Origin of the sequence: Nonomuraea sp. NPDC049400 (assembly GCF_044466425.1) — a bacterium.
Classification (GTDB): domain Bacteria; phylum Actinomycetota; class Actinomycetes; order Streptosporangiales; family Streptosporangiaceae; genus Nonomuraea.
The window spans coordinates 39,677-53,561 of sequence record NZ_JBITMP010000030.1 but is presented as its reverse complement, the minus strand read 5'-3'; the positions used below and the strand labels follow the sequence as shown (position 1 = coordinate 53,561).

Genomic DNA, 13,885 nt, shown 5'->3' with positions numbered 1-13,885 from the left:
CGTCGTGCCGCAGGCAGTGGAGTCTGCGCCTACGATCACGCCAGTTCGCGCCGGTAGAGCCAGAAGACGCGTTCCGCTCGCGCGCCGACGGCGTGCGAGTAGAACCGCAACGGCCCTACCCACCCGATCTGGGCGCTGGCCTGCCCGGCGGCCCGCTGGTCCGCCAGGCACCTGCGCAGCAGCACGCGTCCCACGCCCAGCCCGCGGGCGTCCGGCGAGGTCCCCATCGGCCCGAACCAGCCGGGCCGGGCGCCCCAGGCGGCGAAGCCCAGGACGCGCCCGTCGCGCTCGGCGTAGTGCAGCCCGGCCGCGTGCGTGGCCTCCCAGGCCCAGCGCTCGTTCCACTGCTCCTCGACGAACGCGGCGACCCGCTCCCGGTCCGCACCGGCCGCGAGCACCCGCACCCCGGCCTTCTCCAGACGCCGCAGGTCGTCCTCGACGGACAGGTCGGTGCTCAGGTCGGCCGTCATGTTCCAGGCGACCTGGTAGCGCTCGTAGCCGAGGCTCTCGGCCAGGCAGGCGGCGGCGGTGTAGCGTACGTCGATGCCCGGCCAGGCATAGCACGGCGCGTTGCCGGCGAAGCGCGCCTGCCGCGCGCCCTGGCCCCGCAGCCACTCCTCGGCCGCCCGCACCAGCGCCCGCCCACGCCCCTGCCCCTGCACGGAGGGGTGCACGGCCAGCAGGTCGATGTGCCCGGCCGCCGGATCGCCGGCCGACAGGGACGCCATCACGACGCCGCCGTCGGTGGCCAGCGCCGTCCAGCGCCGCTCCGCGGGAGGACGCGAGAGATAGCCGACCAGGCCGGCGGCCTCCGCGGCGTCCAGCGTGAGCGCGGCGGTGGCGACCTCGGCCGCCTCCGTCAGATCCGCGGCCAGATCGGTGACCCGCACAACGTGGGACATCACACCTCGCTCATCGGGCGGGCGATCACGCTGCGGCGCTCGGGGTAGAAGCACGCGTGCTCCTGCGGCACCCCTTCCGTCAGCTGCAGCAGCGGCCGCTCGCTGCACCGCTCGCCCCTGAACGGGCAGCGGCGGGCGAACAGGCAGCCCTCGTCCGACTGGCTCTCGTCCAGCGACTCCAGCGGCGTCACCGGGTGCTCGCCGGGCTCCTCCAGGCCGTGCAGCACCGGGATCGCCGACAGCAGCGACTGCGTGTACGGGTGCACGGGGTCGGCGATGACCGTGTCCACGGGGCCGCGCTCGACGACCTGGCCGCGGTAGATGACGTACAGCTCGCCGTCGTCGCCGATGTAGCGGGCCGTGGCCACGTCGTGGGTGATGAACAGCACGCTCACGCCGAGCCGCTCGCGCAGGTCCTTCAGCAGCGCCAGGATGCCCAGCCGGAGCGACACGTCGATCATCGAGACGGCCTCGTCCGCGACGAGCATCTCCGGGTCGACGGTCAGCGCGCGGGCGATGACCACGCGCTGCCGCATGCCGCCGGACAGCTGGTGCGGGTAGCGCGACAGCACCGTGCCGGGGTCGAGACCCACCAGCGACAGCACCTCGGCCGCCCGCTCGTCGATCCACGACCCTGACCGCCCGGTCTGCCTGGCCCGCAGGCTCAGCGGGGCGTACAGCGTCTGGTGGATGGTCCTGGTCGGGTTCAGGGCGGAATACGGGTCCTGGTGGATCATCTGGATCTTGCGGAAGTGCGGCTGGCGCTGCTTGTGCTTGAGCGACGACATGGAGACGCCGTCGATGAGGATCTCGCCCTCGTCGTACGTCTCCAGCCCGGCGATGATCCGGCCCAGCGTGGTCTTGCCGCACCCGGACTCGCCGATGAACGAGGCCGCGCCCCCCTTGGGGATCGAGAAGTCGACCCCGCGCAGCGCGCGCACCTCACGGGCGCCCAGCATCTTGCCGCGCTGCTTGAACGTCTTGACGACGCCGGTCCCAGTGATCATGCGTGCTCCTTCACGTTCACGGTCACGGCGTGGCAGGCCACGACCCTGGACCCGTCGGCGACCGCGTCGGGGTCGACGGTGTCGCAGACGTCCATGCGCAGCGGGCAGCGCTCCCTGAACACGCAGCCCTCCTTCGGCACGGTCGCCAGCGTCGGCGGCCTGCCGGGCAGCGCCCGCGCCTCGTCGATGTCGCCGACGAGCCGCGGGATGGCCTTGATCAGGCCCCTGGTGTAGGGGTGCTTCGGCGAGCCGAGCACCTCCCTGGTGGGGCCCTGCTCGACCAGCCGCCCGCCGTACATGACGGCCAGCCGGTCGGCCACCTCGGCCACCACGCCGATGTCGTGGGTGATGACGAGGGTGGTGAGGCCGCGCTCCGCGTGCACCTCGCGGACGATCTTCAGGATGTTCGCCTGGGTGATCATGTCGAGCGCGGTCGTCGGCTCGTCCAGCACCACCAGGTGGGCGTTGAGCACCAGCGCCAGCATGATGCCGACCCGCTGGCGCATGCCGCCGGACAGCTCGTGCTGGTGCGAGTCGAGCACCCTGGCCCCGTCCAGCCCCATCCGGCCGAGCAGCTCCTTGGCCTCGCGCACCAGCGCGCGCAGGTCCTCGACGCCGTGCGAGCGGCCCAGGTCGAGCAGCTGCTTGCCGACTGTCTTGAGCGGGTTCAGGGAGTTCTGGGCGGCCTGGAAGACGTACCCGATGTGCTTGCCCCTGGCCTTGCGCAGCTGCTCGCCCCGCAGGCCCACCACGTCGCCGAGCCCGTCGATCTCGACGCTGCCCGCCGCGATCCTGCCCGGCGGCTGGACGGCGTTGAGCAGCGACAGGGCCATCGTGGACTTGCCGGACCCCGACTCGCCGACGATGCCGGTGATCGAGCCGGGCTCCAGGGTCAGGCTGATGTCCCTGACGGCGGGCAGCTCGCCCGCGGGGGTCTTGTAGACGACCGTGAGGCCGTCGATGCGCACTCCCGGCGCTTGCTTCGTCACCCTTTACTCCTCGCGCAGCCGGGGGTTGAAGATCTCGTCCATGGCGTCCACCACGAGCACGATGGCCAGCGTCAACAACAGGATCGCCAGCAGCGGCCCGATGAGGAAGCCCAGCGCGCTCGGCACGGTGAGCGCGCCCGAGCGGAACACGGCGGTGTTGAGCATCTGCCCCCAGTTGTTCGACTCGTACGGCAGCACTCCCAGGAAGAACAGGCCGACCTGGGCGTACACGCCGCCGGTGACCGCGATGAGCATGTTCATCGCGATGTACGGCGCCATGCTGGGCAGCAGCTCCTTGCCCACGATGTGCGTCGTGGAAAGGCCGAGCCCGCGCGCCGCCTCGATGAAGCCCCGCTCGCGCAGCGACAGCGTCTGCGAGCGCACCGCCCGCGCCACGCCGCCCCAGCTGAGCAGCCCCAGCACCAGGCCCATCTGGATCGCGCTGTTGAACTTCCACACGGTGGAGAGCACCAGCAGCAGCGGCAGCCCGGGGATGGTCAGCTTCATGTCGGTGAGCCGCATGAGCACGTTGTCCCAGCGGCCCCGCTTGAAGCCGGAGAACAGCCCGATGCCGGCGCCCACGACCACGGTGATGACCGCGGTCACCAGCGCGGCCAGCAGCACGTACCGCGACCCGGTGACCACCAGGGCGATCACGTCCCTGCCCTGGTCGTCGGTGCCGAGCCAGTGCTCCCAGCTCGGTGGCCTGGTGATCTGGCTCGGGTCGCGGGGCAGCTGGGCGGGGTAGAACATGGGCCCGAAGACGCCCATGAACACGAAACCGAGCATGAGCACGACGCCCACCATGCGGCTGGGCTTGCGCTTCATCACCCGCCACACGCCCGCCCAGAAGTTGCGGCGCATCGTGGCGCTCGTCGACGAGCTCTCCAGGAGCACGCTCATGACGACACCTCCTCCCCGCTGCGGACCCGCGGGTCGATCACGGAGTAGAACAGGTCGGCGAGGATGTTCGCCACGATGATGGACACCGTGATCAGCAGGAACGCCCCGCCCATCAGCGCGTAGTCACGCATGGTGATGCTGTCGAGGAGCAGCAGGCCCAGTCCCGGATAGTTGAAGATCCGCTCGATGAACACCGCGCCGCCGAGCAGCACGCCGAGTGAGAGCGCGAGGATCGTGAAGAGCGGCAGGATCGCGTTGCGCGCGATGTACCTGAAGATGATCGACCGCTTCATCCCGCGCAGCTCCGCCGCCAGGATGAAGTCGTCGCCGAGCACGGTCACCACGCTCGACTTCATCGCCAGGATCCACCCGCCGTAGGCCGCCAGCGCGTACGTCAGCACCGGCAGCACCGCGTGCTCGACCAGCGAGCCGATGTAGCCGGCGTTGAACCCGGGCTCGAACAGGATGTCCACGGGCCCGTCGGCCGGCAGGATCGGGATCAGCGTCGCGAAGATCGCGCTGAGCAGCAGGCCCAGCACGTACTGCGGCACGCCGTGCAGCAGCGACCCCGAGATGGCCAGGATGTCGCCGAGCTTGCCCGAGCGCTTGATGGCCGCGTAGACGCCCATGACGATGCCCACCAGGAAGCTCAGCAGCGTTCCCGCCAGCACCGGCAGGACGGTCCACTTGGCCGCCTCACCGAGCACCTGGGTGACCGGCGCGCCCGCGTGGGTGACCGACTGCCCCAGGTCGAAGCGGAGCAGGCCGGACATGTACTGGACGTACTGCTCCCAGAGCGAGCCCTTGGGCTGGAACCCGTACAGCACGCGCGTCGCCTGCTCGGCCGTCTGGGGATCCATGCCCTGCTGGATCAGCTTCTGCACGTTGGCGGCGACCGGGTCGCCGGGGATGCTCCTCACGATGAAGAAGCTGATCGTGGCTACGACGAGGATCATGACGATCCCGCGGGCCAGGTGGCCCGCGAGTCGTCGTGCGATGACTACCATAGGCTCTTTCTCTATTGCTTGGCCTTGATGAGGCCCAGCTGGATCCAGACCCCGGCGGGCAGGCGCAGCAGGTCGCTGTCCTGCTCGGGCCAGCCGGTGAACCGGCCGGTGTTGGTGAACTGCGTGTTCACGTAGTCCCAGAGCTGGATGGCGGGCAGGTCCTGGTTGGCCGTCTTGGCGAGCTGGAGCATGATCGGCTTGGCCTGCTCGGCGGTGGCCGCGTTCAGCTTGGCCGTGAGCTCACCCGGGTTGACCTTGCCGACGCCCTGGACGTCGAGCTCCTCCGCGCTGCCCATCCAGTTGCCGCCCTTGCCGGGCGCGCTGTGCGCGACCTTGCCGGCGACGTTGGTCCAGCCGTTGGAGGCACCGTAGAGGCGCTGGAAGATGTCGTACGGCGCCGGGCCGAGCGCCATCAGCCAGAAGCCGGCGTCGTACTTGCCGGCGGCGATCTCCTCGAGGTAGACGGGGAAGTCGGCGACGGTCACGACCTCGGCGTCCACGCCGTTCTCGATGAGCTGGCTCTTGATGTTCTCCTGCGCGGAGATCCAGTCGGAGAAGCCGGACGGCGCGTGCATCGTGACCTTCCACGGCGAGCCGTCGGCCAGCGCCCACTTGCCGCCCTTCTTCTGCAGGCCGGCCTGCTTGAATTCGGCCTCGGCCTTGGCCACGTCGTGCTTGTACGGCTCAAGGCTCGCCAGCTCGGAGCCGAGCCACTCCTGCGCGGGCTTCTGGTGGATGCCGGAGGTCGTCACAGCCGCGGTGCCGCCCTCGGGCGAGGCCACCTTGGTCACCTGGTCGCGGTCGATCAGGTAGGCCAGGCCGCGCCGCACGTGGACGTTGTCGTACGGCTTCTTCGACTGGTTGAACGCCAGGCCGACGGCCACCGGCGAGAAGCCCTTGATCAGCTGCGAGCCGGGGGCGTTCTTGATCCGGGTCATCACGTCCGTCGGAGCGGCGACGAAGCCGGAGTGGTCGAGCTTGCCGGCGGTCAGGTAGTTCCAGATCTGCTCGTTGCCGCTGTAGTTGAGGAACTTCACCTGCGCGGGCGCGACCTGCGCGGCGTTGTAGAAGTTCTTGTTCTTCACCAGCAGGGCCTCGCCGGGGTTCACCCGCTCGAGCGTGAAGGGACCGGCCGAGACGTCCTTGGGCGGCGCGAAGGCGAGCACCTTCTGGCCGATGGCGAGGATCTCCTCACGCGCCTTGTCCGCGTCGGCGCCGGTGCCCCTGGAGGTCTTGAGCTTGTCCCAGAAGTCGGCGGGCAGCAGGCTGCTCCAGACGTGCGCGGGCACGACCCAGCTGTCCATGACGCCCCGGGCGAACTTCGAGCTCGGGTTCTTCATGTCCTGGGTGACCTTGACGGTCTTGTCGTCGACGACCTGGATGTCGGCCGCCACGCCCGCCGCGCCCGGCGTGGTCGCGAACGCGGTGCTGCCGGTGGTGGAGGCCAGCCCGAGGGAGAGCTTCACGTCCTCGGCGGTCACCGGCTTGCCGTCGGACCACTTGCCGTTCGGCTGGATGTGGATGGTGACCGAGGAGTTGTCGGGAGCGATCTCCCAACTGGCGGCGATGCCGGGGTAGAACTGGTTCGGGTCGGTCAGGTGGTTCTTGACCCAGCCCAGCTTCATCGCGTTGTAGCCGATGAAGGAGTTGCCCTTCGGCGCCCAGGGGTTCGCCGGGCCGCTGGCGTCGATGCCGGGCCTGTTCACGTCGATCGTCGTGAAGAGCCCGCCGCCGCCGCCCGAGCCACTGGAATTGTTGGTGGAACCACCGCTGCACGCCGCTGTCGCGGTGGCAAGACCCAGCAACGCGACTACCGCTGCCAGTCGTTTCATTTGCCGCTCCGGGGAGATGTCGGGACCTGTCGAAGATCTGTAGGGATTGACCGGACACTACGATCGCGCCTGACCCGCGTCAATAATCTCCAGTGGTTGTGAGGCTAATGTAACTTTCCTTCATCAGTGTGCGGATTGGAGCTAAGCGCCGTCAAGTAATCGGTCAGCTGTTTACCAAGACGGCCGCCCCGTTGACCTGGTCATTCGCCAGATCGGTGAGTGCGCGGTCCGCCTCTTCGAACGGGTAGAGACTCGTCGTCACGCGTGGCGGATGCGCCAGCGCCAGCTCCAGATAGGCCCGCCCGTCGGCCCTGGTGTTGGCCGTCACGCTGCGTAGCGTGCGCTCCTGGAAGAGATGCCGCTCGTAGTCCAGAACGGGCACATCGGTCAGATGAATTCCCGCGATGGCCAAAGTGCCGCCCCGGTCGAGCGCTTCGAGCGCCGCTGGGACCAGGGTACCTACCGGCGCAAACAGGATGGCCGAGTCCAGCGGCTCGGGCGGTATGTCGCCCGCCGACGCGGCGCCCAGCTCGAGCGCGAGCGCCCTGGAGGCCGCCGATCTGGTCACCGCGTGCACGACCGCGCCCTGCGCGATGGCTGCCTGCGCCGTCAGGTGGGCCGAGGCCCCGAACCCGTAGATCCCCAGCCGCCCGCCCGGCGGCAGATCGCAGCGGAGCAGCGCCCGGTAGCCGATGATCCCGGCGCACAGCAGCGGCGCCAGCCGCTCGGCGGGCACGTCGCCGGGCAGGGGATAGACGTAGTCGCGGGGCGCGACGAGATATTCGGCGTAACCGCCGTCGGCGTCCCACCCCGTATAAGCGGAACGAGGGCAGAGGTTCTCCATCCCCCGCACGCAGTAGCGGCACGTGCCGCAGGTGGAGCGGAGCCAGGCCACGCCCACCCGCTCGTCCGTGCCCGCCACTCTGCCCACCGCCTGGTGACCGGGCGTGGTCCGCGGCCGCCGCGGCTGGAGATCGCCCTCCGCCAGATGCAGGTCCGTACGGCACACGCCGCACGCCTCGACCCGGACCAGCACCTCGCCGGGCCCAGGCTCGGGCAGGTCCCGCTCGACGAGCTCCAGCGGCCGGGTCGCCATCGGCCCCGGCTCGGCCACGACCCACGCCCGCATGGTCACGACAGCCTGGAGTGGGCGAGCGAGGCGTAGAGCGCGGCGCCGTCGGGCAGCACGGCGTCATCGAAGATCGCCTCGGGAGAGTGGTTGTAGGGCGCGGTGGCCGGATCCCGGTCGGGCGGGCACGCCCCCAGGAACACGAACGCGCCCGGCACCTCCTCCAGCACGTACGAGAAGTCCTCTGAGCCCATGACCGGCTGCGGCGACACGAAATACCGTCCAGGACCGAACAGCTCGTCCGCCGTCCTGCCCACGAACGCGGCCTCGCTGTCGTTGTTCACCGTCACCGGGTACCCCATCCCGAACGACGCCTCGACCTCCAGCCCGTGCGCCGCCGCGATGCCCTGCACGACCTCCACCAGCCGCCGCTTGACCTTCGCCCGGTTGTCCTTGCTGAACGTGCGCACCGTGGCCTCGAACCTGGCCTCGTCGGGGATCACGTTGTCCGCCGACCCGCCGTGGAAGCTGCCCACCGTCACCACCACGGGGTCGAACGGGTCGAACCCCCTGGTCACCATGGTCTGCAGCGCCGTCACCATCTCGCAGCCCGCCTGGATCGGGTCCAGCGACCGGTGCGGGCTGGAGCCGTGCCCGCCGCGCCCCTTGACCGTCACGAGGAACGTGTCCGCCGCCGCCATGATCGGCCCCGGCCGCGACGCGAACAGCCCAGGCGGCAACATCGCGGACACGACGTGCATCCCGTACGCCGCCACCGGCCGCGCGCCCGCCGCCTCGAGCACGCCCTCGCCGATCATGTGCTTGGCGCCCTCGTGCCCCTCCTCACCCGGCTGGAACATGAAGATGACGTCACCCGCCAGCTCCTCGCGCCGCGCGCTCAGCAGCCGCGCCGCCCCGGCCAGCATCGCGGTGTGCAGGTCGTGCCCGCACGCGTGCATCTGGCCGGGAAGCTGCGAGGTGTACGGCAGATCGTTCTTCTCGGCCACGGGCAGCGCGTCCATGTCCCCGCGCAGCAGCACGGCGGGCCCCGGCCGGCCGCCCCTCAGCACCGCCGTGACCGAGCTGAGCGAGGTGCCGGTCTTGATCTCCAGCGGCAAGCCCTCCAACGCGGCCAGGACCTTCTCCTGCGTGCGCGGCAGGTGCAGGCCGAGCTCCGGCGTGGTGTGCAACGAGTGACGGAGCTCGACGAGCTCGTCACGGATATCAAGGGCTTCATCGGTGAATGTCATGAAGAACATTGTTCATGGAGGGGCCAGGAAGTCGACAAGGCGCGCTCGCTACGATGAGCGTGTGACTGAGCGCAAGCGGATCGACTCGTGGTTGTCAGACATGGACGGCGTCCTCGTCCACGAGGGGCGGCCGGTCCCCGGTGCGGACGAATTCATCAAGCGGCTCAGCGAGTCCGGCAAGCGGTTCCGGGTCCTGACGAACAACTCGATCTACACTCCGCGCGACCTGTCGGTGCGCCTGGCCGGGGCGGGCCTCGAGGTGCCCCCCGACTCCATCTGGACCTCCGCGCAGGCCACCGCCCAGTTCCTCGACGACCAGCGCTCGGGCGGCTCGGCGTACGTGATCGGCGAGGCGGGCCTGACCACGGCGCTGCACCAGGTCGGCTACGTGCTCACCGACCTCGACCCCGACTACGTCGTGCTCGGCGAGACCCGCACCTACAGCTTCACCCAGATCACCAGGGCCATCCGCCTCATCGAGGGCGGCGCCCGCTTCATCGCCACCAACCCCGACCCCATCGGCCCCTCCACCGAGGGCTCGCTGCCGGCGTGCGGCGCCGTGGCCGCCCTCATCACCAAGGCCACCGGCGTGGCCCCCTACTTCGTCGGCAAGCCCAACCCCCGCATGATGCGCAGCGCCCTCAACGACATCGAGGGCCACAGCGAGACGACCGCCATGATCGGCGACCGCATGGACACCGACATCGTGTCGGGCATGGAGGCGGGCCTGTTCACGATCCTGGTCCTCACCGGCGTCACCCAGCGTGCGGAGATCGACCGCTTCCCCTACCGCCCCTCGCTGGTGGTCGACTCGGTGGCCGACCTCATCGACCTCATCTGAACCTGACCCGTTCTGACAGGTACGGGTGGCACGCTTGGCCGTCATGACCCGCGTTTACCTGGAGATCGGCCCGAAGAAAGTGTTCGCCTGCTCGCTCGACTGGCCCGGCTGGTGCCGCGTCGCCAAGGGCGAGGAGGCCGCTCTGGACCTGCTCATGGAGTACGTCCCCCGCTACGGCGTGGTGGCCGCGCGCGCCGGCCTGGAGTTCTCGCCGGGCGACCCGGTGGTGGTGGCACGGGTTCCCGGCAGTGAGATGACGGACTTCGGCGCGCCGTACGCGGTCCCCGACCTGGACCAGGAGCCCCTGTCGGCCGCGGCGGCGGAACGCGGCGTCGCCCTGCTGCGGGCGGCGTGGGCCCTCTTCGACGAGACCGCCGCCACCTCGCCGGAGGACCTGCGCAAGGGGCCCCGCGGTGGCGGGCGCGACCTGTCGCGCATCGTCGATCACGTGTTGAACGCCGAGCGCGCCTACGCCAGGAAAGTGGACGTCCGCCACAAGCCGTACAAGTCGCCCGCGGATCGGGACGCGATGCGGGCGGAGCTGGCCGACGTGCTGTCCCGGCCATGGGAGCCGCCTCAGAAGACCGGCTGGCCGCCGCGCTACGCGCTGCGCCGGATCGCCTGGCACGTCCTCGACCATCTCTGGGAGATCGAGGACCGCCGGTAGCGGCGGCCAAGGCAAAGAATCGACCCCGATTTCATCGACTTACGGCCAAGGCTGCTCACTGACTGCAACCATATGGTGACCGAAAGCGGGGGCGGGTCCAAGGGGATGGCCGCGTCCCGTCCAGCAAGCGCAAAGGTATGACGGGTGGACGTACAAGCGGAGATTCTCGACTTGAAGCTCCGTGTCGAAGGCCTCGAGACGTGCGGCCGGGTCACCGGCGCCGACGGCGAGCAGCACCTCCTACACGAGATCAACGAACGCGCCAAGCGCCTGGAAGCGGAGATCGCCGCCATCAAGACGGAGATGGCGATGGCCCGCACCGAGACGATCGAGCAGTTCGCGGCCGTCGACGTGGAGGTCGCGGCCATCCGGCGGGAGGTCAACGCCCGCTTCGCCGCCTCGCCCGGTGCGGACGACTTCATCCCGACGCAGATAGCCGACGAGTTCGCGACCGTGCGCTCGGAGATCGCGCAGGAGTTCGACTCGGTGCGGTCGGAGCTGCTCGACCTGGGCATCAAGGTCGATCGGCTGCTGAAGAAGGACTGCATGTGACGGTGCCCCGGCGGCTATCCCACCTTGCGCAGCACCACGCCGAACAGGCGATCCGCCGCCAGATATCCGGCATGGCGGGAGTCGTGCGAGCGGTCCGGATTGTCGCCCAGCACGACCAGCCGCCCGTCCGGCACCCGCGTACCCGGCGCCGTCCGCAAAGCGGGGACGGTGTCGCGCGGTATCGGGTCACCCGGCACGGCCGCGACGCGCTTGATGATCCAGCGCGAGCTCACGCTCGGGTGCGGTTCCCCTGAGCGCCCGCCTGGCGGGGTGTTGGCGAGCACGACGACCTGCCCGGCCTGCACTGATCCGGGCGGCGTCCGGCGGACGAGCACGCGCTCGCCGGGCCGGTACGCCGGCAGCATGCTCTCCCCTTCGACCGTCACCACCAGGTAGCGGCGGCGCAGCCAGACGAGCGTGAGAGCGAGACCGGCGACGGCGAGCGCGGCCACCGCGCCGGTCACCGCGCCGGTCACCGTGCCGCTCCCGTCGGTTCGGCGTCGTCCAGGTAGCCGGCCGCCTGCCGGGTGAACAGCTGGGCGTACGTGCCGTCCTCGGCCAGCAGCGCGGCATGCGTGCCCGCCTCGGCGACGACGCCGTCGGCCAGCACCACGATCCGGTCGGCGTCACGGACCGCGCCGAGGCGATGGGAGATGACCACGCTGGTGCGTCCGGACCGCAGCCTCGCGAGGTGGCTGTGCACCTCGTACTCGGCCTCCGGGTCCAGGCCGGCGCTGGGCTCGTCGAGGATCATCAGGTCCTGGTCGCGGCGCAGGAACGCCCTGGCGAGCGCCAGCCGCTGCCACTGCCCGCCGGACAGCAGCACACCGTCGTTCTGCTCCTCTTCCTGGTCGGCGGGGAAGCCGCGGCTCAGCATCGTGCGGTAGCCGTTCCGCAGGGTCGCGACGGCGTCGTGGACACCGGCGTCCCGTGCCGCCCGTTCGAGCCGCGCCTGGTCCTGGGCGGCGGAGAGATCACCCACCGCTATGTTGTCGGCCGCCGTCAGCTCGTACGACACGAAGTCCTGGAAGACGGCGCCGATCCGGGCACGCAGCGCCTCCGGCGGCACGTCGCGGATGTCCACGCCGTCCCACAGGATCGCTCCGCGCGTCGGGTCATAGAAGCGGCACAACAGCTTCACGAGCGTGCTCTTGCCGGTGCCGTTCCGCCCGACCAGCGCGACCGTGTCCCCATTCGGGATGAACAGGTTGACGCCGCGCAGGATCCACGGATGATCCTCGCTGTAGCGGAACCAGACGTCGCGCAGCTCGATGCCCCGGCGCAGGGGCGGCAGCGACCGGCCCGGGGACGGCGCCGGCAGGCCGGACCCGGCTGTCACGATCGTGACGTGGTGGTGGAACATCAACAACTGCTCGTACGCCATCACACCGGCCGACACCATGACGTTCAGCGCCGCCTGCACACCGGCGACCGCCGCCACGAACATCGACACGTCGCCCACGCCGAGCTGCCCGCGGCCCGCCGCGAGGATCGTCCAGACCAGTCCCACGCCGGCCACGATCGCCGACGCGCCCGACAGGCCCGCCTGCACGGCGAACTCCCGCCGGTCCATCCGGCGGCGAGCGGCGTTGGCGGTCCGCAGCTCGGCCAGCATGCGAAGACGCAGGAAGGCGCCGAGGTCGAAGAGCCGGATCTCCTTGGCGGCATCCGTGGTCGACATCAGGTGCGCGTAGAACAGCTCCCGGCGCTCGGCGGGCCCGATCCGCCACAGCATCGCGACCCGCTGCCGCGACATCCGCAGCTCGATGAGCAGAGCCGGTACGGCCGACAGCAGCACCACGACGGTGAACGCGGTGTTGATCAGCGCCAGGGAGCCGACGAACCCGGCGACGGTCACCGTGCCGCGCGCGGCGGAGAGCGCGGTGTCCACCAGCCTGCCCGGGTTGCCCGCGCTCTGCTCGGCCAGGCGCAGCCGGTCAAGGAAGGCGGGGCTCTCGAACTCGGCCAGTCCCGTGACGCGGCATACCGCCGCGAACAGCTCGTCCTTGGCGCGCAGCGCGGCGCGGCGGTCCACCTCGGCGCGCAGGTAATGTCCGGCGTGCGCCGCCGCCGTGGCGACCGCGGTGACGACGGCGATCGTCACCGCCAGGGTGAGCAGCGCGCCCGTCTGCCCGCTCGCCACCCCGTCCAGCACGGCCTTGGTCAGCCAGGCCACGGCGACCGGGGTGGCCGAGCCCACCAGCGTGACCGCCAGGTATCCGAGGACATGGACCGGCGCCGACCGCCACACCAGCGCGGCGGCGCGTACCACGCTCCGTGCCAGCTCCCGCCGCGTCGGCGCCGGCTCGCTCACGCGGGCGAACCGGCCGGCAGCCGGGAGATCTCGGGCGCCACCGCGAGCAGCTTGCCGCCCGTGGCCACCTGGAGGAAGGTCGGGAACGACTGCACGCCGAACGCGTTGCTCACCACGCTGTCCACGACCACCTGCGCCACGGGCGTCAAAGTGGTGACCATCTCCGCGGCGTCACCCGATCGGTTGTCGACCACCGCCAGCACCCGGGACCGGTCCTGGCCGGCGGCCCACGAGGCGAAGGCGGGCAGCTTCTCATGGCAGCCGCTGCAATCGGGCGACAGGAATGCGACCACCGTCCCGTCCGGCAGGAGATCCCGGGTGAGACGGGTCCCGTCCACGGTCGTCGCCTCGAAATCGCGGGCGACGTCGCCAGGGGACAGCTGCCCGCCTGCGCTGAGCGGGCCGCCCATCAGGTCGACGGCTTCGTACAGCGCGTCCAGCAGCTTGGTGTGCTCCCGGAGCCGCCGGACCACGCCGAGCGTCAACACCAGAAGCACGAGGCACAATGCGCCGACGAGGGCTACGACGGCGATCAGATAGGACATGGGGAAC

The 13,885-nt window shown here is 70.4% G+C and carries 14 protein-coding genes; 3 read left to right on the top strand and 11 right to left on the bottom strand.

All coding sequences use genetic code 11. The annotated features are described in order from the left end of the window. Window positions 1–35: 35 nt before the first annotated feature. The 8 genes from ACIBVN_RS37155 to ACIBVN_RS37120 all read right to left on the bottom strand — a co-directional run bounded on the left by ACIBVN_RS37155 (window position 36) and on the right by ACIBVN_RS37120 (window position 8,959). Entirely contained in the window at window positions 36–902 is an 867-nt protein-coding gene (locus ACIBVN_RS37155; protein WP_397144651.1) for a GNAT family N-acetyltransferase, read from the bottom strand. Next, window positions 902–1,909: an ABC transporter ATP-binding protein gene (locus ACIBVN_RS37150; RefSeq protein ID WP_397144649.1), complete on the bottom strand. Its 1,008-nt coding sequence runs from the start codon at window positions 1,907–1,909 to the stop codon at window positions 902–904. Before ACIBVN_RS37150 ends, ACIBVN_RS37155 begins: the two co-directional genes overlap by 1 nt. After that, window positions 1,906–2,898 carry an ABC transporter ATP-binding protein gene (locus ACIBVN_RS37145; protein WP_397144647.1) on the bottom strand — a complete coding sequence of 331 codons (993 nt, stop codon included), beginning with the start codon at window positions 2,896–2,898 and terminating at the stop codon, window positions 1,906–1,908. The genes ACIBVN_RS37150 and ACIBVN_RS37145 overlap by 4 nt, the downstream gene beginning before the upstream one ends. A gap of 3 nt (window positions 2,899–2,901) precedes the next feature. Beyond that, the gene (locus ACIBVN_RS37140) at window positions 2,902–3,801 is read right to left on the bottom strand and encodes an ABC transporter permease (RefSeq protein ID WP_349450298.1); all 900 of its coding nucleotides are present in this window, start codon (window positions 3,799–3,801) and stop codon (window positions 2,902–2,904) included. Further along, on the bottom strand, window positions 3,798–4,808 hold the full coding sequence (locus tag ACIBVN_RS37135; RefSeq protein ID WP_397144645.1) for an ABC transporter permease: 1,011 nt from the start codon (window positions 4,806–4,808) through the stop codon (window positions 3,798–3,800). Before ACIBVN_RS37135 ends, ACIBVN_RS37140 begins: the two co-directional genes overlap by 4 nt. An 11-nt stretch (window positions 4,809–4,819) precedes the next feature. Beyond that, a complete protein-coding gene (locus ACIBVN_RS37130; RefSeq protein ID WP_397144643.1) occupies window positions 4,820–6,640 on the bottom strand; it encodes an ABC transporter substrate-binding protein in 1,821 nt (606 codons plus the stop codon). A 163-nt stretch (window positions 6,641–6,803) separates the two neighbouring features. Beyond that, a complete protein-coding gene (locus ACIBVN_RS37125) occupies window positions 6,804–7,769 on the bottom strand; it encodes a zinc-dependent alcohol dehydrogenase family protein (protein ID WP_397144641.1) in 966 nt (321 codons plus the stop codon). A 2-nt stretch (window positions 7,770–7,771) separates the two neighbouring features. Beyond that, entirely contained in the window at window positions 7,772–8,959 is a 1,188-nt protein-coding gene (locus ACIBVN_RS37120) for a M20 family metallopeptidase (protein WP_397144639.1), read from the bottom strand. Window positions 8,960–9,020: 61 nt separating this feature from the next. Here ACIBVN_RS37120 and ACIBVN_RS37115 point away from each other — a divergent pair, with 61 nt between their 5' ends. The 3 genes from ACIBVN_RS37115 (at window position 9,021) to ACIBVN_RS37105 (ending at window position 11,019) form a co-directional block, all read left to right on the top strand. Continuing rightward, complete coding sequence (locus tag ACIBVN_RS37115; protein WP_397144637.1) at window positions 9,021–9,800, top strand: HAD-IIA family hydrolase; 780 nt, start codon at window positions 9,021–9,023, stop codon at window positions 9,798–9,800. Between the two features lie 43 nt (window positions 9,801–9,843). Then, window positions 9,844–10,467, top strand: a complete 624-nt coding sequence (locus ACIBVN_RS37110) for a hypothetical protein (protein ID WP_397144635.1) — start codon at window positions 9,844–9,846, stop codon at window positions 10,465–10,467. A gap of 144 nt (window positions 10,468–10,611) precedes the next feature. Next, a complete protein-coding gene (locus ACIBVN_RS37105) occupies window positions 10,612–11,019 on the top strand; it encodes a hypothetical protein (protein WP_397144633.1) in 408 nt (135 codons plus the stop codon). A 14-nt stretch (window positions 11,020–11,033) separates the two neighbouring features. Here ACIBVN_RS37105 and ACIBVN_RS37100 read toward each other — a convergent pair whose 3' ends face one another. From ACIBVN_RS37100 to ACIBVN_RS37090, 3 genes are read right to left on the bottom strand one after another with little or no spacing between them, the layout of a single operon-like run. After that, complete coding sequence (locus tag ACIBVN_RS37100; RefSeq protein WP_397144631.1) at window positions 11,034–11,495, bottom strand: S26 family signal peptidase; 462 nt, start codon at window positions 11,493–11,495, stop codon at window positions 11,034–11,036. Continuing rightward, complete coding sequence (locus ACIBVN_RS37095; RefSeq protein ID WP_397144629.1) at window positions 11,492–13,333, bottom strand: ABC transporter ATP-binding protein; 1,842 nt, start codon at window positions 13,331–13,333, stop codon at window positions 11,492–11,494. Before ACIBVN_RS37095 ends, ACIBVN_RS37100 begins: the two co-directional genes overlap by 4 nt. Then, window positions 13,330–13,878 carry a TlpA family protein disulfide reductase gene (locus ACIBVN_RS37090; RefSeq protein ID WP_397144627.1) on the bottom strand — a complete coding sequence of 183 codons (549 nt, stop codon included), beginning with the start codon at window positions 13,876–13,878 and terminating at the stop codon, window positions 13,330–13,332. Before ACIBVN_RS37090 ends, ACIBVN_RS37095 begins: the two co-directional genes overlap by 4 nt. Window positions 13,879–13,885: the final 7 nt, after the last annotated feature.

Coding starts and splice junctions, on each gene's coding strand:
- ACIBVN_RS37090 (WP_397144627.1), bottom strand. CDS start 13,878: ATGTCCTATCTGATCGCCGTCGTAGCCCTCGTCGGCGCATTGTGCCTC.
- ACIBVN_RS37140 (WP_349450298.1), bottom strand. CDS start 3,801: ATGAGCGTGCTCCTGGAGAGCTCGTCGACGAGCGCCACGATGCGCCGC.
- ACIBVN_RS37110 (WP_397144635.1), top strand. CDS start 9,844: ATGACCCGCGTTTACCTGGAGATCGGCCCGAAGAAAGTGTTCGCCTGC.
- ACIBVN_RS37130 (WP_397144643.1), bottom strand. CDS start 6,640: ATGAAACGACTGGCAGCGGTAGTCGCGTTGCTGGGTCTTGCCACCGCG.
- ACIBVN_RS37155 (WP_397144651.1), bottom strand. CDS start 902: ATGTCCCACGTTGTGCGGGTCACCGATCTGGCCGCGGATCTGACGGAG.
- ACIBVN_RS37120 (WP_397144639.1), bottom strand. CDS start 8,959: ATGACATTCACCGATGAAGCCCTTGATATCCGTGACGAGCTCGTCGAG.
- ACIBVN_RS37150 (WP_397144649.1), bottom strand. CDS start 1,909: ATGATCACTGGGACCGGCGTCGTCAAGACGTTCAAGCAGCGCGGCAAG.
- ACIBVN_RS37125 (WP_397144641.1), bottom strand. CDS start 7,769: ATGCGGGCGTGGGTCGTGGCCGAGCCGGGGCCGATGGCGACCCGGCCG.
- ACIBVN_RS37135 (WP_397144645.1), bottom strand. CDS start 4,808: ATGGTAGTCATCGCACGACGACTCGCGGGCCACCTGGCCCGCGGGATC.